Annotated in this window: 20 protein-coding genes; 11 read left to right on the forward strand and 9 right to left on the reverse strand. The window is 54.5% G+C overall.

The genetic code is table 11. The annotated features are described in order from the left end of the window. The first annotated feature begins 162 nt into the window (after positions 1 to 162). From rarD to crcB, 3 genes are all read left to right on the forward strand, one after another. Positions 163 to 1089 (forward strand): EamA family transporter RarD, encoded by a 927-nt coding sequence (gene rarD / locus K1V27_RS07915; protein ID WP_258929117.1) that lies wholly within the window; start codon positions 163 to 165, stop codon positions 1087 to 1089. Positions 1090 to 1155: 66 nt separating this feature from the next. Beyond that, positions 1156 to 1938 (forward strand): enoyl-CoA hydratase/isomerase family protein, encoded by a 783-nt coding sequence (locus K1V27_RS07920; RefSeq protein ID WP_258929118.1) that lies wholly within the window; start codon positions 1156 to 1158, stop codon positions 1936 to 1938. 18 nt (positions 1939 to 1956) lie between these two features. Further along, positions 1957 to 2340, forward strand: coding sequence for a fluoride efflux transporter CrcB (crcB, locus tag K1V27_RS07925; protein ID WP_258929119.1), 384 nt, complete (start codon positions 1957 to 1959; stop codon positions 2338 to 2340). Positions 2341 to 2525: 185 nt separating this feature from the next. On the opposite strand, the gene K1V27_RS07930 is transcribed toward crcB, so the two are convergent. The 6 genes from K1V27_RS07930 to K1V27_RS07955 form a co-directional block, all read right to left on the reverse strand. Continuing rightward, on the reverse strand, positions 2526 to 3047 hold the full coding sequence (locus tag K1V27_RS07930; RefSeq protein WP_258929120.1) for a hypothetical protein: 522 nt from the start codon (positions 3045 to 3047) through the stop codon (positions 2526 to 2528). Positions 3048 to 3592: 545 nt separating this feature from the next. Then, complete coding sequence (locus K1V27_RS22670; protein ID WP_337833348.1) at positions 3593 to 3910, reverse strand: IscA/HesB family protein; 318 nt, start codon at positions 3908 to 3910, stop codon at positions 3593 to 3595. A gap of 114 nt (positions 3911 to 4024) precedes the next feature. Continuing rightward, entirely contained in the window at positions 4025 to 5257 is a 1233-nt protein-coding gene (locus K1V27_RS07940; RefSeq protein WP_258929122.1) for a glycosyltransferase, read from the reverse strand. A gap of 21 nt (positions 5258 to 5278) precedes the next feature. Continuing rightward, positions 5279 to 5920 (reverse strand): DUF5752 family protein, encoded by a 642-nt coding sequence (locus K1V27_RS07945; protein WP_258929123.1) that lies wholly within the window; start codon positions 5918 to 5920, stop codon positions 5279 to 5281. 157 nt (positions 5921 to 6077) lie between these two features. Beyond that, positions 6078 to 8678, reverse strand: coding sequence for a PEP/pyruvate-binding domain-containing protein (locus K1V27_RS07950; protein ID WP_258929124.1), 2601 nt, complete (start codon positions 8676 to 8678; stop codon positions 6078 to 6080). 253 nt (positions 8679 to 8931) lie between these two features. Next, positions 8932 to 11427 (reverse strand): sigma 54-interacting transcriptional regulator, encoded by a 2496-nt coding sequence (locus tag K1V27_RS07955; RefSeq protein ID WP_258929125.1) that lies wholly within the window; start codon positions 11425 to 11427, stop codon positions 8932 to 8934. Positions 11428 to 12089: 662 nt separating this feature from the next. Between K1V27_RS07955 and K1V27_RS07960 the strand changes: the two genes are divergently transcribed. The 8 genes from K1V27_RS07960 to K1V27_RS07995 all read left to right on the forward strand — a co-directional run bounded on the left by K1V27_RS07960 (position 12090) and on the right by K1V27_RS07995 (position 18910). Next, positions 12090 to 12386: a DVU0150 family protein gene (locus K1V27_RS07960; protein ID WP_258929126.1), complete on the forward strand. Its 297-nt coding sequence runs from the start codon at positions 12090 to 12092 to the stop codon at positions 12384 to 12386. A 37-nt stretch (positions 12387 to 12423) separates the two neighbouring features. Continuing rightward, positions 12424 to 13467 (forward strand): sulfite exporter TauE/SafE family protein, encoded by a 1044-nt coding sequence (locus K1V27_RS07965; protein ID WP_258929127.1) that lies wholly within the window; start codon positions 12424 to 12426, stop codon positions 13465 to 13467. A 26-nt stretch (positions 13468 to 13493) separates the two neighbouring features. Further along, positions 13494 to 13829, forward strand: a complete 336-nt coding sequence (locus K1V27_RS07970) for a hypothetical protein (RefSeq protein ID WP_258929128.1) — start codon at positions 13494 to 13496, stop codon at positions 13827 to 13829. 107 nt (positions 13830 to 13936) lie between these two features. Then, positions 13937 to 14167 (forward strand): hypothetical protein, encoded by a 231-nt coding sequence (locus tag K1V27_RS07975; protein WP_258929129.1) that lies wholly within the window; start codon positions 13937 to 13939, stop codon positions 14165 to 14167. Between the two features lie 29 nt (positions 14168 to 14196). Further along, on the forward strand, positions 14197 to 14973 hold the full coding sequence (locus K1V27_RS07980) for a hypothetical protein (RefSeq protein ID WP_258929130.1): 777 nt from the start codon (positions 14197 to 14199) through the stop codon (positions 14971 to 14973). A 461-nt stretch (positions 14974 to 15434) separates the two neighbouring features. Beyond that, entirely contained in the window at positions 15435 to 15761 is a 327-nt protein-coding gene (locus K1V27_RS07985; RefSeq protein WP_258929131.1) for a carboxymuconolactone decarboxylase family protein, read from the forward strand. Positions 15762 to 15888: 127 nt separating this feature from the next. Beyond that, a complete protein-coding gene (locus tag K1V27_RS07990; protein ID WP_258929132.1) occupies positions 15889 to 17280 on the forward strand; it encodes a deoxyribodipyrimidine photo-lyase in 1392 nt (463 codons plus the stop codon). 40 nt (positions 17281 to 17320) lie between these two features. Then, positions 17321 to 18910 carry an MDR family MFS transporter gene (locus K1V27_RS07995; protein ID WP_258929133.1) on the forward strand — a complete coding sequence of 530 codons (1590 nt, stop codon included), beginning with the start codon at positions 17321 to 17323 and terminating at the stop codon, positions 18908 to 18910. A gap of 66 nt (positions 18911 to 18976) precedes the next feature. On the opposite strand, the gene K1V27_RS08000 is transcribed toward K1V27_RS07995, so the two are convergent. Genes K1V27_RS08000 through K1V27_RS08010 form a run of 3 tightly spaced genes read right to left on the reverse strand, consistent with a single transcriptional unit; the run spans position 18977 to position 22376 of the window. Beyond that, the gene (locus K1V27_RS08000) at positions 18977 to 21367 is read right to left on the reverse strand and encodes a sensor histidine kinase (RefSeq protein WP_258929134.1); all 2391 of its coding nucleotides are present in this window, start codon (positions 21365 to 21367) and stop codon (positions 18977 to 18979) included. Between the two features lie 5 nt (positions 21368 to 21372). Next, entirely contained in the window at positions 21373 to 21735 is a 363-nt protein-coding gene (locus K1V27_RS08005) for a DVU0772 family protein (RefSeq protein WP_258929135.1), read from the reverse strand. Between the two features lie 56 nt (positions 21736 to 21791). After that, positions 21792 to 22376, reverse strand: coding sequence for a VOC family protein (locus K1V27_RS08010; protein WP_258929136.1), 585 nt, complete (start codon positions 22374 to 22376; stop codon positions 21792 to 21794). Positions 22377 to 22420 lie beyond the last annotated feature (44 nt).

Genomic DNA, 22420 nt, shown 5'->3' on the forward strand with positions numbered 1-22420 from the left:
TTTTGCTTTCTCGCGGTTACGTCCTACCATCATTTGGATTGATTTGTCGGAGCAGAAGTGCTTGATTAGATGCCGCAACGAACTTCAAAGGATGCCGGTGACAAGCGGCCGATCCAGGTCTGATCCGTGCCGGCCCGTATTTGGCCCAACCCAGGAGTCGTAATGGCAAATGCGCATCAATCCCCCAAAGGTCTTGTCTGTGCCACCTCGGCCTTCCTCATCTGGGGAGCCAGCCCCGTCTACTGGAAGACTCTGACGGCTATCCCGGCATTTGAAATCCTGATGCATCGCATTGTCTGGTCCTTTTTGTTTGTGCTTCCCCTGGTGCTCCTGCAACAGCGCGCCGGCGAGTTCAAACAAGTGCTGCGCACGCCTCGAATCCTGCTCATCCTGGTGGCAACGACGTTCTTTGTGTCCTGTAACTGGCTCATTTTCATCTGGGCTGTCAATAGCGGGTACGTGCTGCAGACAAGCCTTGGCTACTATATCAATCCCCTTTTTAGTGTGCTGCTGGGAATGGTGTTTTTGCGCGAGCGGTTGCGGCCTTTGCAAATCCTGGCGCTGCTGCTGGCGGCTGCGGGCGTTGCCTACATGACTCTGAGCCTTGGAGTTTTTCCATGGATCGCCTTATCCCTCGCCGCCTGTTTCGGCCTTTATGGTTTGATTCGTAAAGTGGCCCCGGTTGGCCCGCTTATTGGTTTGACCGTGGAAACCCTGATTTTGACTCCCTTTGCCCTGGGCTATCTCATCTACCTATATCATCTCGGGGGCGGAGCGTTCTTGCGGCTCGGCCTCACAATCGACCTCCTGCTCATGGCTTCCGCTCTCGTTACGGCCCTTCCCCTGCTTCTTTTCAACCTCGGCGCCAAGGAGCTCCATCTGTCCACATTGGGCTTTTTGCAGTACATTGTGCCGAGTTGCTTCTTTCTGTTTGCGGTTTTCGTTTTCCTGGAGCCTATCTCGGGCGCCCAGGTGTGGACGTTTATTTTCATCTGGACGGCACTCGCAATGTATTCGGCAGATTCGGTGATATCCTATAAAATCCGTGTCCGAACCGGTATGGCAAGAATATCCTCGAGAAAGGCATGAGCAGTGTGCCTGCCGGTGACAGTGTGACAGTACCGCAGGCCGTCAAACAAGGGAGGGAAAAGAGTAATGGAAGCTCCGGTTGAAGTCGGGCGTCGTGGGGAAATTGCCGAGGTGGTGTTGAACCGGCCTGAAGCTTACAATGCACTCAACGCCGAACTGGTGGTGCAGCTCTGCGATCATCTGACGGCGCTTGCAACGGACGATGGCGTCAAGGGCATTGTGCTGACCGGCAGAGGCAAAGCGTTTTGTTCGGGTGGAGACCTCAAATGGGCGGCACATTCCACCAGGGGTGTCAGCTCGTCGTTTCACAGCCTGGCAGCGCGCTTTCATCTGGCTGTCGTTGAAATCAGGCGCATGTCAAAGCCCGTTGTGGCCGCCATTAACGGTGTGGCGGCCGGCGCGGGATTTTCGCTGGCGCTGGCGTGCGATTTCAGGGTTATGGCCCGATCGGCTGTCTTGAAGCAGGCCTATACCTCCAGCGGTTTATCCATCGATGGAGGGGGCACCTTTACCCTGCCCAGGATGGTCGGCCTGGCCCGGGCCATGGAAATCGCAGCCTTTGATCATCCCATCAGCGCTGAGCAGGCATTGAGCTGGGGATTGGTCACCCACATTGCGGAGGATGGGAAAGCGGTTGATGCTGCCATGGAAATGCTCAAGGAACTGACCGGGAAATCTCTCAATTCCTTCGGCTGGTCCAAGCGATTGCTCAACGATGCCTTCAACAACAGTCTGGAAACCCAATTGGAGCTTGAACGGGAAGGGATCGCCCGGTGTGCCGCTCACCCGGATGGGCGGGAAGGGGTCGCGGCCTTCCTGGAAAAACGCAAACCGGTTTTTGAGAAGTAGCTGGGCGAGGTGCAGCGGGTGTTGACCAAGATAGCTCTGGTCATGATTGGAGGAAGTCTCGGGGCGTTGTGCCGCTACGGCATGGGGCTGATGGCGGCGGGATTGTGGGGGGCCGGCTTTCCCTGGGGCACCCTGATGGCTAATTTGACAGGCTGTTTTCTGATCGGTGTTTCCTTCGCCCTGGCAGAACGCACCAGCCTCCTCGGCCCAGCGGCCAGACTGTTCTTCATGACGGGTTTTCTGGGAGCCTTGACGACCTTTTCTACGTACGCCCTGGAAACGGTGAATTCGATTCGCAGCGAGGCGCCCATCGTAGCTTTGACCAATGTTGCGGTCAACAACGTTACGGGGATTTTGCTGGTTCTGGCCGGTATATGGCTGGTGCGCTTTCTGCGGCCTTAACGACTTGTCCGGGACTGGAGGATTCCTCACCTCCCTCAGCCCGAGCCTCTCCCCCCCGCGGGGATAGGAAGTGTGCATCGAGTGCCGCGGGGCCGCGTTTGCGTAATTGTCAGCTTAAGGGAGAGGAAGTTCCCGCACGGGCTCCCCGGCTGCCGGACTTGGCAGCAGGTGTCTCCGCGGCCTTTTCAGCGAACGACGGGGTAGTCCCAAAAATCATAGGACCCGCCGGCGCCTTCACCACCGCCCATGGATTGTCCGGTATAGGTGAATCCAAATGCCATCGTGGTGGCCTGGGTGGGGAGCTTCAATGTTCTGTCGAAAGTAATCGGCCCGCCGTAGCCGGCACTTGTGAGGGATGTGCTGCCAATGATATTGTTTTCGCCGTCGGCGAAGAGAAGGCTCAAGTTGAAGTAGCGCAGCCCATACTCGCGCGTAAGAAAATCGGAAAAGCGAACTTTTCCGGACAAGTGCAGGGTGTCCCCTTGCAGCTGGTATTCATAGTCAACGGTCAAATCGCGAGTCGTGTAATGCCCCATTTTTTTGTCATCCGTCACCAGGGGAATCTCGTATCCCGCACGGATTTTTGCACCGTCATAGTTGATCAAGAAATTGCTGCAGCCAAAAAATGCAGCCGGAACGAACCCAAAAATAAGGGCGGAAATAACGACCAACCTCTTTGAATTTCTGACAAGATAGTGCCTGTGCATTTGGTCCGTCCTCCTTTATGCATGTTTGATCTATTATACTCTAACAGCGCACGCTGTTTCCACTGTTTTGACTGCAGTTTGTAAACTCGGTACAGCGCCTCGCAATAGGGTTTACGAAATGCAGAGGACTTGCCCGGGTGAAGGTCGAGTGGAGTCACGCAGTACCCGTGGCGCAACTAAACGACTACGTTAGTCCGCCCAGCCTACACAAAAATATTATGTTGGCAGCCGTAGGATGGGCAGAGCGAAGCGAAACCCATCAACAAGGCCTGCAAACCATGAAACATCTAATGCTTAACCGGTAGAAGTTGTGCGGGGTAAAGACGAGAGGCGAACTCGTGCCCTGTTGTGACCCTGCCTGGGCGTGGTCATGGGAGTCCTCTGGTTGAGGGGAATCCGACTGGGTGACGCAGGTCGACCCGGGAAAAGCAAAAAAGACGCTCTAACGATAATTTTCAAGGATATCAAAGTGAAAAACGGGGAACTCGTCCCCGTTTGATTCCCAATCTTTTCTGCCTGTTGCTTGTTGATCTATACGTCCACTGTTAACAACTGCAGGTACTGCCGCATCCGCCACCACCCGCCACGGGCACCTGGGATGTCACCTGGAATCCTGCCCGGATTCCGTGATTCACATAGTCCACCGTGACGTCTTTGGTGGCCGTGTGCAAATCTTTGTCCATCAGCATGGTGTAGCCATTTACCTTGAACACTTCGTCGGTCTCTTTAGGTTCGTCCAGAACCAATGCCAGCGAAGGACCGCCTCAACCTCCTGAATGAAGAAATATGCGGATGGGAGCAATCTCCTTATCCTTGAAGTACTCTTTTAACACCTTGTCAGCTTCCTGCGAAACATGGACCATCAAAATCTCCTTTCGATTTCGTTAAATAATTGTTCCTTATCTAGTCACAAACCGCCCAAGTGTCAAGTTTAGCCAGGGGCATTGCAGCGAATGAATCCCCGCTTGGCGTGCGCATCATTCCAGCAGTATGGAGCTCTCGTCGGGTCGCTCGACGGCCAGCAGAAGAAGCAGGTAGCGCTTCAGATTCTGGGTGATCAAAAATTCGTCTTTGACTCTTTGGTGGCCATTTTCGCCCAATTTCGCGGCAAAATCAGGCTGGTTGAGCAGTCCTCGAATCTGCAGGCTGGCGCCTTCCACCGAATGGACCAGAACGCCGGTGTAGCCGTGGATGATTTGAGCCGGAATGCCCCCCACCGCACTGCCGATAACGGGTCGACGCTTCCACAGAGCTTCGGACACGGTCAAAGCGAACCCTTCCCGTAGAGACTTCTGCAGGACAACGTCCGATGCCCTTTGGAAGGCATTGATTTCGGATGCAATGGATTTGGTCAGATAGATGATGTGGATATCCGGATCATTCCCGGCGGTCTCCTTGACCGTTTGCAGAATCTTTTCCGCTTCCGGATCGTCGGCCGCTTTGTCCCCCACCAGCAGCAGCCGGCAATCGACATACTTACGGGCCAATTGGTAAGCCTGGATAACTCCCACCGGATCCTTCCACGGGTCGTAGCGCGAAATCTGGGTGACCAGCGGCTTGTCCCGGGGAATTCCGTACTTTTCCAGAACCTGGTCGATATAATCGGTATCCAGTTCTTTGTTTTTGTCCGCCAGAGGATCGATGGTGGGGTAGAATTGATATTGGGGAATGGCGAGCTCCGGAGAAAAAAGCGGTGACGAAAAAATCGCTGCATCGTATTGTTCGATGTAGGTTTGCAGGAAGCGCCACAGCTGCTGATTGGGATGCGACAGGTCGATATGGCAGCGCCACACCCATTTGTTCTTTCGCTTTGGATTCCAGTGAATGAGGGCGGCCGGCTGCGGGTCATGGATCACGATGAGGTCTTCATCGAAGGTCATGTCCTTATTATTGAGCTCGTTGTAATGCAGATAGGTATCGAGTGTCTCCTTGCTGAAGTGTTCTTGCTTTCCCTGCAGCGCGTTGTGAAATGATTTGGTTATATCAAAGAAATCGGGTTCGCCCTTGATGACTTCCCAGGTGGTTTGTATGCCCAGTTCATTGAGCAGGGGCACCACCCGGTGCAGCATTTCGGCCACGCCGCCGCCCACTGCGGTGGAATTGACCATCTTGATCGAGCGGTTGCCGACATATGATGCCAGTATGGTCAGTTCCTCGACGACGTTCTTTCCTACAACGTCCCGGTAGTCGAATAAGCTAGGTAGGGTCATGGTCATCCTTCCGGATATGCCTTAGATATGGCTGTCGATGAGTGCTGCGATTTTTCTGCGCAGCCCCTCCAAGGTGTAGATGTGCATGTCTATGTTCCTGATCTTTGCGGCTAACTGGGGCATGTCGAGACTTTCCTCGATCCACAGGGAAAAGTCGTCGGTGGACTGATGCGTTTGCAGGCGGGACTCAATGAAGTGATAATAGATGGAGTCCACACTGATCGAATCCAACGCCTCGCGAAAAGATTTCAGGTTGTAGGCGAACTTGTCGGTCAGATAGACGATGCGCACGGCATCGCACAGATAGAAAGGCTTAACTGCGGTCCTCTCGAAGGCCTCCGACGCTTCCTTCTTGTAGTCCTCAATAATGGTGACGATACGCTTTCGCAGGCCGGCGATGGTGTTGTGCTCGGCCAGTTCGATCGCCGTCAGCTTTTCGGATAAGGCTTCTTCCGCCAGATTTTGAGAAATCCAGATGGCAAAGTCGTTGTTGTATGGGACTTGGACTTCTCGCATTTTTCGGAAGGCTGAGAACGTATGAAAGAAAATGGATGAATCCGAGCAGGTCTTTGCGAGCTCCAACAGTTCTTCGAGATTATGCGCCCGGCGCCCGGTCAATTTGCTCAAAGAGGTACTGGACGAAAACTGAAATAAGTCTCCCACAAGTTCTAACTCCTTTTGCTCTGGTTGAGGGCGGGGATGATGACGTCTCACCTTAGCGAGTAGCCCAACTTATAAGAAAACGGCTCGATGGTCAAGGCGCCAGCCCAACGCCCGACGAAAGTCCGCTGGGATGGCATACGCCCGGTGACCACGGGCCTCAATCCAGTTTGTATTTGCCCTGCAGGAATCGGTTGGCCAGCGCCACGACACTTTGTTCGTTGTTCATGATCATGTCCAACTGGCGGGTGAATTGCAGCAGTCGCCCCAGCAGCTCGAGCCGTTCCTCGGTGAGGGTCTGCTCGTATTTCTGAAAACGGGCGGTCGTTCTGTCTCCCACCACATCGACACTGAAGTGCAGTTCCCGCAGAATGTGCGCGATGAGGCGCGCGCGGCGATTGCGCCGTACCTCGTCGGCGGCGCCTCCCATAAAGGAAAAGGTGATGTAGTTCTTGTTGACGGTGTCTCCACAGTAGCTGTCGAGCACGCTATAGTGGTAGCCGACCCGCGAGCTGAAATTGACATATTTGTCCGAGACGATGGCGTAGCTGCGGTCCCCGAAGCGTTCCATGGCGAGATTGGGGGGTGCCAGCATTTGCTGAGTCATCACGGAGAAAAAGCCTTTCAATTCTATGGGGCGCGGCTCAAAGGCTGCCAGGTCCTCATGCAGCATGCCCTTGAGCAGCGCCCTGAAAGGCAGGGAGGCCACCTGATCGATGGTGACGCGCGTGACTCCCGGCTTGACATGCGCCAGACCCGTTCCCAAATCGATGATGTAGAGATCCAACGGAATAGGGGACTGGAGCTTGAGGGCCGCACCTTCCCCCCCCGACACCACGTCGCTGATTTTGAACATTGCGTCGTAGGAAACTTCATGGACATAGCGCATGATGTCGTGCAGCGATTGGCAGCCGCGTGGGGTGAAATTCGGGGCCTTGGGATTGATCAGGTGGAGGGGGACGATCCACTGGGATACCCGCTGGAGGGTTTCGTACACCGGGGTGCCTTTCATGTACGGCCGGCGCTGAGCGGCCGTTGCAACGAGGGCTTCAACTTTGCCCGCATAGACTTTGCACCCATAGGCATCGACGGTGATCTCGGTCCCGTGGGGAATGGCCTGAGTGGCGGTCTTGGCATCAAGAATGGCGGGTACTTCGAATTCTCGGGTTAATGAGGCCATGTGCCCGGTCACGCTGCCGGAATCGGTGACGATGGCGGCCGCCTTTGGCATCACGACCACATATTGGGGTGAAGAATGGCGGGCGATCAAAACGCCGCCTTCGGGAAAATCGAAGAGATCCTCCTCCGCATGGATATGATGCGCTATCCCGTATCCAACTCCGGGGCACGCCGCCTGGCCGCCTTCCACCAGCACCGTCTCGCCTGCAAGGGCCAGAGCGTGCTCGGTAAAATGGGCCTGGGAGGATTGTTTGAGATGCAACGGGCGCGACTGCAGGATCAATAGCCGTCCGTCCCGATCCAAAGTCCATTCGGAATCCTGCGGTCCCCCGTAGTGTTCTTCAAGTTTCCTGGCGTATTTCGCCAATTCCTTGATCTGGTGGTCAGCCAGGCAGGACGCATTTTGCCGTTCCGCGGGTACGGCAATTTCCTGCAACCCCCCTTTGGGATCGGTCACCAGCTGCACCGGCTTATGCGAGATGTTGCGTTCAATGATTGTCGGCTCGGGGTCTTTGGCGACGCGGTAGGTGTCCGGAGTGATGACCCCATCCACCGCATAGGGGCCCAGCCCCCACACGGCGGTTATGATCACATGGTCATCGGCCGGATAAAAGGGATGGCGCGAATACATGACGCCGCTGGCAATGGAGTCCACCATGCGCAGACAGGCCACACTCATGGCCACGTCTTCATCGCGAATGCCCTTGTTGTATCGGTAGGTTATCGCCCTTGGAGTGTAGAGGCTCGCCACAATGATCTTGTAAGTGGAACTCAATTTTTCTCTGGGGACGTTCAACATGGAGACGTACTGACCGGCAAAGGACAATTCACTGTCTTCACCGACGGCACTGCTCCTCATGGCCATCCACAGGTTGTGCGGATGGCTCCCGTGCCGTTTTGTTTCTTCCAGCAGGGCATCGTACGCCTGCAATATTTCCCGTTCGAGCCTGGGTGGGACCTCGGCGGTTAGGATGAGACGCTGTATGGCCTCGCTGATACGCTGAATTTCCTCCGGGTTGTGCGCATCGAATTCCATTTTTTGCTTGTTGATATGGTCAACGAGATCATTTTCTTCGAGAAAAAACTGGTAAGCCCGGGTGGTTATGGCAAATCCTTCGGGGATCGGCAGCCGCGCCTTATTCAACACTTCGCCGAGGTTGGCGTTCTTGCCCCCCACCCAGTCAACCGTGTCTTTGTTGATCTCATGGTATGGCAGCACCAGCTCGTCAATCGGTCGATCACCTTCCCGTTCGCGAATTTCCCGGCGAATATTGCCCCGGATCTCTTCGAGGACCTGATAAAGAACTGCATACTCGTTGTTGGCAAGCCCATTGAGGCTGCGGATCATACGCAGCGCATGAAATACCGCCAGGGCCGTTTGTGACCGCACGTAAGACATGCCGAACAGGTCTTCCCCCTGCAGTTTCTTGGTGATATCCGCTATGATGGCGCCCATTTCCGAATTGGAGTCGAGCAATTCTTTAAAGCTGCCATATTTTTTCTGAAAAATCTCGGCTAGATTCGTGCCCCTGGAGGCTGGTTTTTTTTTGAGAAATTTCAGAGGATTCCAGCTGCTTGCCATACACTGCTCTCCTTCACTTGATGGACGTCCCCGCCATTGGGCTCGCCAGGTTTTTCGGCTCCTGCGCGGCACATAGCCCAGCCCTTATGCTGTCCTATTGTCCGAGACTGTTCAAGAAAATGATTTTGGCTTCCAAGTAGGCTGGGTTGAGGTACAAAACCCAGCAAAATGGGCGGTGGGTTTCGTCACGCCAAACGCGTGACTCAACCCAATTTACACCAAAAGCATGATCTTGGCAGCACCAGCCCGCGGGCTATATTTTGTTGAGGCGGTAGCGCACTGCCGGTCCGCGCCCCACCTTGCGCACGATTCCCTTTTTGACCAGGTCCTGCAAGTCATACACAGCAGTCCGCGTGGGCAGTCCATCGCCAACGATTTGTTGATATTCCGAACGGCTGATCTCACCGGCTTCCAACAAAACAGAAAGAATCTTCTCCTGCCGCTTGTTCAACCGGACTCCAACAAGAGGCAGGGGAGGATGTTGGGCGGGGAAGCCCACGGCCGAATCAGTGGGGGGTTCTGCAGAGCCGTTCCCGGTGTTTGCTGAATCGTCCACATCCAATGCGATGTCCTGCGTGTGAATGAGCGACCCTTCAGCCATGGCTACCGCGCGGGTGATACAGTTTTTCAGTTCACGCACGTTACCCGGCCAGTGGTACCCTTTCAACTTTTCCAGAGCCCCCTGGGTCAGGCCGATGTACTGTTTGTTCATCTGGCGGCCCGCTTCCTTCAAAAAGTGATCGGCCAGGATGGGGATGTCTTCTTTGTGATCCCGCAGGGCCGGTGAACGAATGGTGATGACATTCAGCCGGTAATACAAATCTTCCCGGAACCTGCCCTGTTCCACCATGGCCTTGAGCTCTTCATTGGTGGCTGCGATCACGCGGACGTCCACATCGAATTCCCGATCGCTGCCCAAAGGCGAAATTTTGCGCATGGCAATGGCCCGCAGCAGCGACTGCTGGACTTTAGGGGAGGCGGTGCCGATTTCATCCAAGAAAAGGGTGCCGCCATCAGCGGCCAGGAAAGCTCCCTTGCGGTCGGTCTTCGCCTCGGTAAAGGCGCCCTTCACATGGCCGAACAATTCATCGAGCAACAGGTTTTCATCAAGGGCGCCGCAATTCACCGAAACAAAGGGCTGATTGGCGCGCGAACTATTCTTGTGAATAGCTTCCGCGGTCAACTGCTTGCCCGTTCCCGTTTCGCCGATGAGAAGCACATCCGCCTCAACCGAAGCGGCTTTCAGGATATCCGTTTTGAGAGATTCGATGACGGGTCCCAGTCCGACGATGTCCTGAATGTTTTGAAATAGAAAATTCTGTTTGAGGGTTCGAATTTCATCCTCGAGCTTTGCCCTCTCCCTCTGGGTGGATTCCAGCAGTTTCTCATCTTTTATGCGAATTTCAGCCACTTGCTGCGTGATGGTAGAAAGCATGTTGTTGATCGAGTATTTCAAAAAGCTGGTTTCATAGTCGTGATCGCGCAATTCGATTTGTCGGAATTCTCCCGTTTCCTGGATGGTGTTGACCGCTGCGGCCAGCCGTAGAATGGGGCGCGTGATGATACGGCTCAAGGCGACAATGATGGCCGAAATGAGCAACGTCGTGAGAAGCGTGATGACGAATATCACATCGATCTGCCGATAGCCTGCCCAGAGCCCGAGCCGGCTGCGGTCGACAAAGGCTACTCCGGCATAAACACCGGGGGCCTGACCGGGACTGGATACGAACTGGATGGGAGCATAACTCACAAAAAAGGTGTCGGTTACCGAGGATTTCTCGTCTCCCTCGTCTTTCATGGCCACGATGCCGTGTTTTCCCTGCTGGATGTCCTTTACCATCTGCCAGTATGCCGTGTGCTGCGGCAGGGGCCGAAAAGCGGATTCCAATCCGGGCTTGCCGAAAGTTCCTGAAAAACCGGTGCGCGCCACATGGGTCGACAACGATTCGGGTTTGGTTTGGGTGGATCGAGACTGGAACCAGATCCATCCCTCACTGTCAACCAGGTAGGAATACCTCAGTTCGGGGCTTCTGATGTAGGCAAAAATCGGCGAGTGCGGGGAGTTGAACAGCGACAAGATATCGCGCAGTCCCAAAGCGCTGACAGACAGCAAGACGAGCCCGTCCACGACGCCGTCATGGTTGTAGTGCAGAGTAGTGAAGCGTATGACCTTATTGGTGAGGGGTGCACGGTAGGGAGAATTCAATTTGACAGGATAAATTGCTTCTATCACGGGTGAAATCCATACGCCGTTGTTACCCAGCGGCTGCAGCTTTTCGGCGGTTTCGCGCGGGTCCGGCCTGATGAGAGAAATCTCCGAAGAGGGAACGGCATTGAAGACCCCGTCCGCCTCGATCAAATAGACCGATTCCTCCTCACCCTTGCTCAAGTAGGCCGCTTCCGCATAGGCCCATCCCCTGATCTCTTTCCTGGAAGCAAAAAAATGCCGCAGGGTGTATTCATCCAGACGTTGCCTGGAGAGCGTGAGGACGTCTTCCCTGCACTGGTTGAGAAAGGTCTCCACTTCGTGCGCCAGGGCAAGCGTCTGCAGTCGCACAGTCCTCTGGATGGCCTCGTTGAGAAATTGGCCTGAAAACCAGTTGGTGACGATGCCGGTGGCAACCAGGATGAGAATCGTGGAGGGAATGAGGGCCATGAGCAGCTTCGTTCTGATGCGCAACGAATGGAAAATGGAGTTCTCCAGCCAGGAGAAATTGAGTCCATCGTTTAGATCACGCCATAGCTTCATCTGTCGGTTTCTCCATTAGCTTCAGCCATCTGCCTGAGATCCAGAGGAAAATGGCGCCTCATTCCCGTCAGGATGAATGTGATAAGCAATGGGTGTGCCATTACCCTGATTTGGTAGATGTTGATTAACTGATTGAAATATAATAGATAAAGTTTCTAGGGAAGAATCATTAGGAAGTCGGGCCTTGCTTTTCTGTCATGATTCTTTACAGATTGTAAAAAGTTGTTGCCGGCCTCATGCCGATCCCCGCTGCATGCGTTTAACAATATGAAATAAATTATAATATTATCTATCTTGCAGGTAAATGTCGGTTTCGTGCAAAGTAGCCTTGCCGGATTGCTTTCGGGCTCGTCTGACGGTCAAATTGCCGCGCAAAAACTTGCAGGATTTACCCAACCTGTTGTCCCCTCAGATTTTTTAATATCTATAAAAAGTTATATATTACAATCAGTTATACATTATCTTGCAAAATTGTGCCAACTGCACTGGTACGTCCCTTGCTCACACTCAGGCCCAATGGCTGCGGCCTCAAGTCACGAAAAGGGGGTGATAGTGTTCGGGTGGCAAACGCAAAGTAAGGGAAAGGATGGGAGGAGTTGGTTTTACTGCTGAGGTCGGATGAACCCTTGCGATGAATCATTAAGGAACAAGAGGAGTCACTTATGAGATCGTTAATTTCCAAAATTTTCTGCTTTTGCATGATGGCCTATCTGGTATTGCCCGCCATGGCACTGGCCGCCGGGGGCAAGGCTTCGGAACTGGTAGTGGTGGCTGATACCCGGCGCATCACCGGTGTCATGAAGTATTTTGCCAATCTCTACAACACAAACATTTTGCTGTTCGCCGTTTGGGCGGTGGTCCTCACGGCAGCTTACGGATGCTTTCTGGGGCTGGTGATGGATTTTTTCATGTCGCGGACCGGGTTGGACCTCAAATCGCGAAAGATCATCGAACACTAGGGCGAAAAGCTCCAATTTTTTCTGAAAGGAGACGAGTATGGATTGGTTATATATGTACATGCCCATCGCGGGAGTGGAAATTTTCTGGCCGGGTTTGGTTTTGATCGGATTCTCGGTCGGAGTGATCGGTGGATTTTTTGGCATGGGCGGTGCCTGGATGGTCACGCCGGGCCTCAATATTCTGGGATTCCCCATGGCTTTCGCAATCGGAACGGATATCGCCCACATTGCCGGCAAGTCCATGGTATCGACCATGCGCCATTCGAAATTCGGCAATGTCGATTACAAACTGGGCTTTGTGATGCTGGCGGGCACCATGGTCGGTATCGAATGCGGTGCGCAAATCGTCATGTACCTCGAGCGCATCGGCCAGGTGGGCAAGGTGGTGCGCTGGGTTTACGTCGTGTTTCTCGCTCTCATCGCATTAATGGTCTTTTACGATTATTACAAAGCGGAAAAGAAGAAGAAAGCCGGCATCGTCGATGGCGAAAAGGGCACCGAGGGCATCACCTGGTACAAGACGCTGCATAAAATCAATATCCCGCCGATGATGCACTTCAAGGCCGCCGGCTTCACCTGTTCGGCCTGGCTGCCCATCATCGTCAGCTACTTGACCGGCGTTCTGGCAGGTTTCCTGGGAATCGGCGGCGGTTTGCTGCGCATGCCCGCGCTGGTCTACCTGATTGGTTGCCCGACCCACATCGCCGTCGGTACCGATCTGTTTGAAGTCATGATTTCCGGTCTCTACGGCGCTTTCACCTACACATTGAAAGGTCGCATCGAGTTGGTCGCGGTGTTTGTGATGCTCACCGGCGCGGCCATCGGCGCCCAGATCGGCACGGTAGCCACCAAATATGCGCGCGGCTACGGGATACGCATCGCCTTCGGGTTTGCCGTCCTCGGCTGCATGATCTCCATTATCTTAAAGCAATACAAGGTGGACTGGGCTGCAACCACCCTGATCCTTGGCACCATCAGCATCATATCCATATGGATCTGCGTGGTGATGTTCAAGGGTGCAGCCGCCGAATTGCGCGAAAAAAAGCTGCGGGAACAAGCTGCTTCCGCCTATAAAAGCTAATTTGCTGCCTGAAGGGAGTTGATCATATGAAAAGAAAAACGATTTTTCTGTGTGTGACCCTGGCTGCGCTCTTCTGTCTGACCTCCCTGGCTTCTGCCGCCGAGGTCTGTCAGGGCAAGTGTATCAGCTACAACCAGGACGATAAAGTGATCAGTGTCGAAGAATACAACCTCAATTTCACGGATGAAAACCCTTACGGTGAGGCAACGGGTACCGTGACCAGCTACAACGTTGCCAGCGCAAAAATGGGCCTAACGCCTGAGCCCGGTGATATCTTGCGGATCGCTTACGAAGTGAAGGGGACGGATCGAGTGGCGATCAAGGTCATGAACGTTTCCAAACAGGATCTGCGCAAAAAGTAACGGGTTTGCATAAAACTTGAGGCAGGAAATGCCCGTTGCATGAGCGGGCATTTCCCTTGCCGATAATCAGTCGGTACGGCTGCCGGCAAAGAGGACAGGCGAAGACAATGAGCAAGACTCTCAACTTCAGACAAAGAATTGTGGTCGTCGTTATGGATGTTCTGCTCCTTTTGGAATTGACCGGATGCATCTATTTCGGCCATCATTTTCAGGACGATATGACGGGTTTTTTCCTGAGAAGCTTCATTCCCCTGGCTTTGGTCACGGTTATCGCGAGCAGAATCGCGATCAAGAAGATGTACACCCCTGAACCTGAATCGGCGGCTGTCAATTCGTGACAGACCGGGTGCGCGGATCGGACCATCAGATGAGTCAAATTCTTAGTCGAATTGGGGCGATACTGGGGATTCTCTTCCTCTTATCAGTTTTGGATACGGTCTATTCCGGTTATACGGAGCCTGACGAACTGTGTCGCATTTTCCCGGGGGAGACGGAATTTGCCTCGGGCAAACTTTCGGCAGACAGGATTCCAGCCCTCGAGGATCTGACCTTCGTTGCCGATTCTCCCCTCATCACCGTCAATTATGTGGAGGGGCGAGGCAGGATGTGGCGCGGCAAGGTCCATGCGGCCCCAACGGCAGCGGCCGGCACTTATCATTTCAAGACCCTGTTGCGCTGGCAGACGCCATCCGAAGAGGAATCTCAATATACAGTGGTCGTGTTCGAGGATGAAGCGGCTTATCGGAATAGTTTTAACTCTGTGTTTCGCAGATACCTGGGAGTTCCTCCCTGGTCGGTGACAGCCTTCACGTTTCCACTGTTGTTGATCTGCCTGCTCTTTTCATTCAGGCTGTCGTCTCAGCGCGAGGCACGCCTCAATCAAAGCGGGCTGGCGACTATTTTCAAGGTCACCAGGCACAAAGAAGGTAGTGAAGTGAGCTTTGGCTTCGGGGAAAAGGACGGAATCGCAGTCGGCGATTCCCTGATAGTGGTTGATGACGGTGGTCGGCGCGTCGGCAACGTCAGGGTTACCAAAGTTGGAGCCGACTACGCGACCGCCCGGGTGGAAGCCGACCTTAAGGTGAAGCCGAACTACCTGGTGGCCAGAGACAATCGACCAGCTCCCATGAGTGATGCGCATTGACGTTTGCCGAAACCGCAATGCGCCTGCCTGCGTTCAGCGGATCCGTGACTTTTTTCCCACCCTTCACGGTCGCCCCATCATCGTACGTCCCCTCGCCCGAGCCATGCCCAATGTGTTGCCATAAACCTGGTGGGTGCCGCGCCCGCCGCCAGCCAGCAAAACCAGACGGCGCGTTTGCCGTTCAACATTGATAAGCAGCTTGGGCTTGCGCAAAGGTCCACGCCAGTGGGAGGCAGTCGAGCCAATGCGGCAATTTCACACCCAGGTTATGAAAGATCTATGGATTTCTTTGAAACTATTGGATAATTAAATAATAATGGGGTTGGAATCAAGAGGCTTGGTGGGCAGACAGAACACCCGAACGAGTACCGTGTTTAAAAAAAATGGGTTCTTGCCCGGACTGATACACAGTCTTGGAAACTATGGATTACAACTACACAGATTGTGGTGAGGAGGTTGGTATGGCAGAGAAGAAATATCCCGAATGGTTCACGACGCTCAAGGCAAAGCACAAGGAATTTATCGAAGCGGTCGAAGATCTTGGCAAGGCCGTGCGGCAGGCGGGTCCCATAGACGAGAAGCAGTCGCAGCTCATCCAGTTGGCTGCAGCTGCGGCCATTCGTTCAGAAGGGGCGGTGCACAGCCATGCAAAGAGGGCCTTGCGCGCCGGTGCAACGGCGGACGAAGTGTACCACGCCATTATGCTGCTCACCAGTACCATCGGATTTCCCAACGTGTCCGCTGCCCTGAGCTGGGCAAGCGACGTGGTCAACCTTGCGCAGGAGTGATCCGTTGCCAGAACTGCCGCACGGGACAAAAGCGCACCGCCTCCTGGGAGAAGGGATGGGGTATGCCTCGCAACCGCTGTTCAGTCGTTGCTTCTGATTGGCTCAACGTGTAGCGGAAGGAGCTTCAATGGGAGGACAAGGCATCCAAGGAGAACGCATCCAAGTGTTGAAGGATGGTCCGGTGAGGGCGGGAGAATATGTGCTCTACTGGATGCAGCAATCTCAGCGGGCTGAATTCAATCATGCCCTGGAACACGGCGTTGAGCTCGCCAATGAGCTGGACCTTCCTCTGGTCGTGGTATTCGGGCTGATGGACAACTACCCCGAAGGCAACGCGCGCCATTACCGCTTTCTGCTGGAAGGGCTCAAGGATGTGCAGGAGAGCCTGGCGGCGCGCAGAATCAAGATGCTGGTGAAGCGCGGCAGTCCGGCGGAGGTTGCCGTGCTGGCCGGTGGAAAAGCTGCGCTGATTGTGTGTGATCGTGGTTACCTGCGCCATCAGAAGGCATGGCGCAGGGAGGTTGCTGATAGAGCCGAATGCCGCGTGGTGCAGGTTGAATCGGATGTGGTTGTACCGGTCGAGACGGTTTCGGGGAAGGCCGAATATGCTGCACGTACCATTCGCCCGAAGCTCGAGAAGCTGGTCGATCGGTTCCTGGTGGGTCTCGATGAACGCCCGTTGACCAGAAGCTCTTTGCACCTGGCATTTACCGGTTTAAATCTGCAGGAAACCGATGTTTTGTTAAATGACCTGCGGCTGGATCGGTCAGTCGGTCCAGTGGATGCCATCTTTCAGGGGGGGACTGCTCAGGCCAAGAGACATCTGCAGACGTTCCTGCAGAAAAAACTTTCTCACTATTCCGAAAACCGCGGTCAACCCCAAACCGACTCCAATTCCTGTCTGAGCATGTACCTGCATTTTGGCCATATTTCGCCCGTTTACCTGGCCATGCAGGTGACAGAATGGGAACACGGCGGCGAGGGGAATCGTGCCGCCTTCCTGGAGGAGCTCATCGTGCGCCGGGAGCTGGCCTGCAACTTCGTTCATTATACCGGGGAATACGATTCATTCGCGAGCATCCCGGAATGGTGCCGCAAGACCCTTGGCGAACATGCAGGTGACGAGCGCGAATTCCTCTACGGCAGGGAACAGTTGGAAAACGCCGCGACCCATGACACCTATTGGAATGCCGCCATGAAGGAAATGCGCATCACCGGCTACATGCACAATCACATGCGCATGTACTGGGGCAAGAAGATTCTGGAATGGTGTGCCGATCCGGAACAGGCTTTCGAAGTCGCTCTGGCCCTCAACAACAAATACTTTCTGGATGGTCGCGATGCCAACTCGTATGCCGGTGTGGCATGGATTTTTGGGCTGCACGATCGGCCCTGGAAAGAACGCCCTGTTTTCGGTAAGGTGCGCTATATGTCCGCTGCCGGCTTAGAAAGGAAATGCGACATTGGCGCCTATGTCGGCAAGGTCGACGCGCTGGTGCGGGAATTCGGGAGTGACTGAGCGCGATGCTCACTTTCAGTAACCGGATGCTGCAGTAGTGGTGGGTTTAAAATCATATGAAAGCTTCCTGGGCGAAGCCCGATTGACGGCAGAGGAGGTCCAAGCGCGCCAGTTGATGCGCAGCCGCAAAAAACGAGTGATGGTTGTCAGTGCGGCTCTTCTGGCTCTTTTTCTGGGCGCGCTGGATGCTCTGGTGGTAGGTGCCGCAATGCCCACCATCGTTTCAGAACTTGGCGGGCTGCACCTCTATAGTTGGGTCTTTTCCTCCTATCTTCTCACCCGAGCCATTTCTCTGCCTGTCTTCGGCAAGTTGTGCGATTTGCTGAGCAGCAGGAAGCTTTACCTGTTCGCCATATCGGTTTTTCTCGTCAGTTCGGTGCTGGCCGGGGCCGCCCACAGCATGACTCAACTGATTTTCTTTCGTGCCCTGCAAGGAATCGGGGCCGGAGGAAACTTCGCCCTTGCCTACATCGTGATTGCAGATCTTTCCGCACCGGTTCAGCGCGGCAAAATGATGGGCCTGGTCAGCTTTGTATGGGGTATCGCCAGCGTTTTGGGGCCGGCTCTGGGCGGGTTTATCGTGACCTATTTTTCATGGCGCTGGATTTTCTATATCAATGTTCCTTTGGGCGCCATGGCGCTGCTCGGTATAGGGCTCTACCTGACTGATCTGCGCGAAAAGAAACAAGAAGTCGCGATCGATTATCTGGGAGCGGCTGCTTTATCCGTGCTGGTGCTCACCCTGCTCGTTGTGTTCATGTTGGGCGGCCGGAGCTACGCCTGGATGTCTCCACAAATCTTGGGCATTCTTGTTGTTGCGGTCATCTCCGGTGTGCTGTTCTGGGCGGCGGAAGTCAGGGCCAGAGAGCCGATACTGGATTTGAAATTTTTCCGCATACGCGGCTTCAGTGTGGCCAATGGAGCGGCGTTTTTCAGCAGTTTCGCCATATTTTCCCTGTCGGCGTACATGCCCCTCTTCATCCAGGGGGCTTTGGGCAGGACCCCTGCTCAACTCGGCCTCGCCATGATTCCGTTAAGCCTTGGTTGGTCCGGCGGTGCGCTGGTCTGTGGACAACTGATCAATCGCGCCCGGGAAAAACCTTTCAGCCTGTTTGGAGCGATCCTTCTGATGACCGGGGCGGGTATTCCTCTCATTTTTGCAGCCACGACTCCCCTGTGGGTTTGTTCCATTGTGCTGGCGATTGCCGGGCTCGGCATGGGATTTGTCTCCCTTGGAACCCTGCTGATGGTGCAAAACAGTCTGAAAGTATCGGACCTGGGAGTTGCAACCTCTTCACATCAATTCAGTAGGACATTGGGCGGCACTATAGGCATTGGTGTTGCCGGGAGCCTCGTGTCGACGTCGCTCGCCGAGGGGATGGCGGTGCTGGGGGCCGGGGGTCAAGGTGCTGCCTTGCTTCAGTCCCTTCCGAGAGACTTCGCCGAGAATATCCAGAGTCTTTTTCAGCCGCACATCCAGGCCTTGATGTCGGAGGAATTGCAGGGGGCCTTCCGGCAGGCGATCGCACAGGGGGTAGAGCCTGTTTTTCTGGCCGCACTGGCGGCATCGGGAGTGAGCTTGCTGTTTTCCTGCCTGCTTCCGCAGGTCAAAAGATCATCCCATTCATGACGCAGATCGTCCTTCCCCGCAGCGCATTCCACCCGCCGGTGGCTCATGCCCGCCGGCCGGCGTCTTTCAGGTGGGTGCCGGCCACACGCAGGTGATGGTCGTTCCCCGCTCAGGGGCCGATTCGATAAGGAATGATCCCCCGGCGAGCTCGGTGCGTTCTTTCATGCTCACGAGTCCCAGGCTGTGCTTGAGTTTCCGTTGCGAGAGCACCTCCTGCAGGTCAAATCCACAGCCATTGTCCCTAATGCTCAGCTCGATCTTGTTGTCCTCTTTGCGCAACGAAATGTCCGCCAGATCTGCACGGCTATGCTTGGCAATATTATTGAGAGCTTCCTGCAAAATTCTGTAGACGACGATCTTCAAGGTGTCTGGAATTTCTTCTTCGCTAATATCGACGCGTTTTTCCACGCGGATTGCGGCATGCATCTCGTGGAATTCCTGGCATGCCCAGGAGAGGGTTGCCAGAATGCCCAGGTTGTCGAGCATAGAAGGGCGCAGACCGGTATAAACCCTGCGCACTTCCTCGATGGCTTCCTGTACCATGGCGACGATGGACTCGAACGATTCACGGGTGTCCTCATGGCGGTCACAGTTTATGCGCCGCAGGCCGGCCCGCAAGTTGATCTTTATGGTGGCCAACAACTGAATGATGCTGTCGTGCAGATCCCGGGCTATCCTCTGGCGTTCCTGTTCCTGGGCTTTTAGAATCTGTGCGGACAGGTATCTCATTTGCTTCTCCGACTCGAGCAACGCCTCTTCGACCTTCTTGCGCTCGGTGATGTCTCTGCCCACCGCCTGCACTTCTATGACGTTGCCCGCTTCATCGAGTATGGCTCGATCGGTCCACTGCTGCCAGCGAATTTCACCCGAGGAAGAATACACCCGATGTTCGATGGTGGCGACCTGGTTCTCGCAGCTCAGGTTCTCCAGGTGCTTTTTGAACCGTTCTTGATCTTCCGCCGGGACATGATGCCAAAAATTGTTGCCGATCAATTGCGCTGCGGCTTCGCCGAAGTATCGGCAGTAGGCGTCGTTTACAAAGGTGAGCACCCCGTCGGGTGTGAAGCGTGATATCAGTTCCGTTTGATCTTCGACAATCGCCTTGTAGCGGGCCTCACTGTGTCTAAGAGCCTGCTCGGAGCATCTTTGGTCGGTCACGTCTTCGGCGATGCAGAGGCCGCACAAGAAATCGCCGTTTTCCGATGTGATCGGGCTGAATATGGTTCTGATGAGGGACGACCCGTTTCCCGTTGGCGGCGTATAGGTTCCTTCAAAACAGCCCGTCTGCCCCTTCAGGGATGTCCGCACAACTTGCTTTAGTGCATCGTCCTGCACCGATTCTATCAAATTGACGCCGATTACCGTATCCCTTTCTTGCCCGAGGATTTCCAGGAATTTATCGTTGCAGGCGACAACGATCCCATCTTGATTAAATTGCATGATCCCCACCGGCGAGTGATTAAAAATCATGCGGTAAAGCTGCTCGCTTTGCTTCAGCATTTCTTCCATTTGTTTGAGCTCGGTGATGTCGATGAGGATCCCTCTGAGCCCGACGGCCAGGCCCGCTCGACAGAGCGGGGCCACTTCCAGGAGCACCGGGAATGTGCTGCCATCCTTGCGCACGGCATGACAGTCGGTGCTGCCCACGCCTTCTCCCAACAACAGCCGGCGCATCGCCTCGCTGATTTGCTCGCGCTGTTTGGAATCAAACATGTCGCAGACGTTCAACCCGTTACGAAGATCTGCTTGGGTGTAACCAAAATGCTGCAGGGCACTCTTATTGACAAAAGTGAGTCGACCTTCCAGATCGGTTTCAAAAACCGGCTGCGGCAGTAAATCGGCCAATTCTTTATATCTGTTCTCGCTCTCACGCAGTTTGGCCTGGGACTTTTCACGCTGAATCGCTGCGCCGATAAGATTGGCCGCCGTCTTGAGGGTGTCAACCTCGATGTTTGACCAGCCGCGTTCCACCGCGCACTCGTCGAAACCGATGAACCCCCATAGATTCTCTTCAACCAGTATCGGTACGGTGACAATGGATCTTATTCGCTGGGAGAGCAAAATTTGCTTTTCATCTTCCGGGAACTCCTTTACCAGCCCTCGAATAGACTGTCCCTGGCGCATCAATTCCAGCCATCTGGCTGTCTGCCGGTCCTGCAAATGGACACCCTCAGTGCATGGTTCCTGGCTGGGGAAGACAATTTCGTGCACAATCGGGTGGTGGGGTTGTTCGCTTGAAAGCGGCGCGTCCGGATCGGTCTCGGTTTGCAAAATATAAATTCTGCTGACCTGGGCGGCACGCCCGAGTCTTTCAAGTATCTCGGGCAGGTTGGCATGCCAGGGCTCGGTTTTCAGAAACCGTTCGGCCGCAAAACTAATGGCTTCCAGGATAGCTTCGCGGCGCTTCTGCACCTGGTCGCTCTCGGTTGTGCCCGAATTATCATGTGGCAAATTCATTTGTATCAGCTGTAGAGAGCATTCTTGAGCCAGTTGGCCAGTTCGTCAGTGATGGCATAGACGCCCACTCCGGGCTTTTTCCCTCCCTGGTATATGGCCGCCTGGATCAACTCCTGGGGCGCATCAATGGCCGCGATTTCCTGCATTCCTTCAACGTCTCTTCGTACCAGGGTCACCCGCAACGGCTTTTCCCAGTCATATATGACAAAATAATAGGATATTTGACCGTCATAGCGCACGAATTCGCCTTTTCTGGACCATCCCGTTCCCCATTCCAAATAGGTCTCCACTGCTTTCTCGGGTGTCATGTCCCAGTCCAGCTGATCAATGACTTCCCGGTGGCGTTTCAACTCTTGCAGATCCCACACAGCTGCGGCCTCCTCTGGCTTTCCGGTAGCGATAATCGCTGCCAAGCATCTCCGAGTTACGCTTGCTCCATCACTTTTCCTATTTCTCTGAGCATTTGCTCCAGTTGGCCGCGTTCAAAATGAAGGGTGACTCTGCCTCCACCGGGGTGGGCAAAATGTAAAACAAACCGGTCATCCTGCTTTTCGATCGACCACTTCTTCCCCTGCGGCAGGTTGACCGATTCACTGAGCCACTCGTCAGCGCGAAATTCTGCGATTTGAATGAGCACGCCAAAGGCGTCCCTGGGATGGATGAACAACTCCTTCCACTTGTCACCATGTTCTTTGTGGCCGAAATAAGGGATGCCCAGACGTTGCAGGGACTCCATGGCCGCGGCCAGGCTTGGCGTCTGCAGGGTGATGTGGTGCACTCCACCCTGGCCGCTGCGTCTGAGAAAGTTGTCAAGGAAGCTCCCTTCACGGGTCGGCGTCAAAATCTCGAGTCGGCTGAGATCCCCAAGGGAAAAAATCCTCCAGAAAAACTTGAGCTCTTCGTCACCACCTTCACTTCCAGGTATCGCTCCCAGGACGGATCGAAAAAACTTTTCCGCCCCTTCGAAATCTCTTACGGCCAACGCAACATGGTCGATCCTTGAAATCATGATTTTCCCCACTCCCTTTCAATTTCTGCCCCGGCATGGCCAGC

It is taken from the genome of Desulfoferrobacter suflitae (genome assembly GCF_022603395.1).
Classification (GTDB): Bacteria; Desulfobacterota; Syntrophobacteria; order Syntrophobacterales; family Syntrophobacteraceae; genus Desulfoferrobacter; species Desulfoferrobacter suflitae.

What these genes read in the sequence shown, in the direction of transcription:
- K1V27_RS07970 (WP_258929128.1), top strand. Translation starts at nt 13,494, where the DNA reads ATGAAAAGAAAAACGATTTTTCTGTGTGTGACCCTGGCTGCGCTCTTC.
- K1V27_RS07960 (WP_258929126.1), top strand. Translation starts at nt 12,090, where the DNA reads ATGAGATCGTTAATTTCCAAAATTTTCTGCTTTTGCATGATGGCCTAT.
- K1V27_RS07955 (WP_258929125.1), bottom strand. Translation starts at nt 11,427, where the DNA reads ATGAAGCTATGGCGTGATCTAAACGATGGACTCAATTTCTCCTGGCTG.
- K1V27_RS07920 (WP_258929118.1), top strand. Translation starts at nt 1,156, where the DNA reads ATGGAAGCTCCGGTTGAAGTCGGGCGTCGTGGGGAAATTGCCGAGGTG.
- K1V27_RS08010 (WP_258929136.1), bottom strand. Translation starts at nt 22,376, where the DNA reads ATGATTTCAAGGATCGACCATGTTGCGTTGGCCGTAAGAGATTTCGAA.
- K1V27_RS07950 (WP_258929124.1), bottom strand. Translation starts at nt 8,678, where the DNA reads ATGGCAAGCAGCTGGAATCCTCTGAAATTTCTCAAAAAAAAACCAGCC.
- rarD (WP_258929117.1), top strand. Translation starts at nt 163, where the DNA reads ATGGCAAATGCGCATCAATCCCCCAAAGGTCTTGTCTGTGCCACCTCG.
- K1V27_RS07940 (WP_258929122.1), bottom strand. Translation starts at nt 5,257, where the DNA reads ATGACCCTACCTAGCTTATTCGACTACCGGGACGTTGTAGGAAAGAAC.
- K1V27_RS07990 (WP_258929132.1), top strand. Translation starts at nt 15,889, where the DNA reads ATGGGAGGACAAGGCATCCAAGGAGAACGCATCCAAGTGTTGAAGGAT.
- K1V27_RS07965 (WP_258929127.1), top strand. Translation starts at nt 12,424, where the DNA reads ATGGATTGGTTATATATGTACATGCCCATCGCGGGAGTGGAAATTTTC.
- K1V27_RS07985 (WP_258929131.1), top strand. Translation starts at nt 15,435, where the DNA reads ATGGCAGAGAAGAAATATCCCGAATGGTTCACGACGCTCAAGGCAAAG.
- K1V27_RS07980 (WP_258929130.1), top strand. Translation starts at nt 14,197, where the DNA reads ATGAGTCAAATTCTTAGTCGAATTGGGGCGATACTGGGGATTCTCTTC.
- K1V27_RS08000 (WP_258929134.1), bottom strand. Translation starts at nt 21,367, where the DNA reads ATGAATTTGCCACATGATAATTCGGGCACAACCGAGAGCGACCAGGTG.
- K1V27_RS07975 (WP_258929129.1), top strand. Translation starts at nt 13,937, where the DNA reads ATGAGCAAGACTCTCAACTTCAGACAAAGAATTGTGGTCGTCGTTATG.
- K1V27_RS07930 (WP_258929120.1), bottom strand. Translation starts at nt 3,047, where the DNA reads ATGCACAGGCACTATCTTGTCAGAAATTCAAAGAGGTTGGTCGTTATT.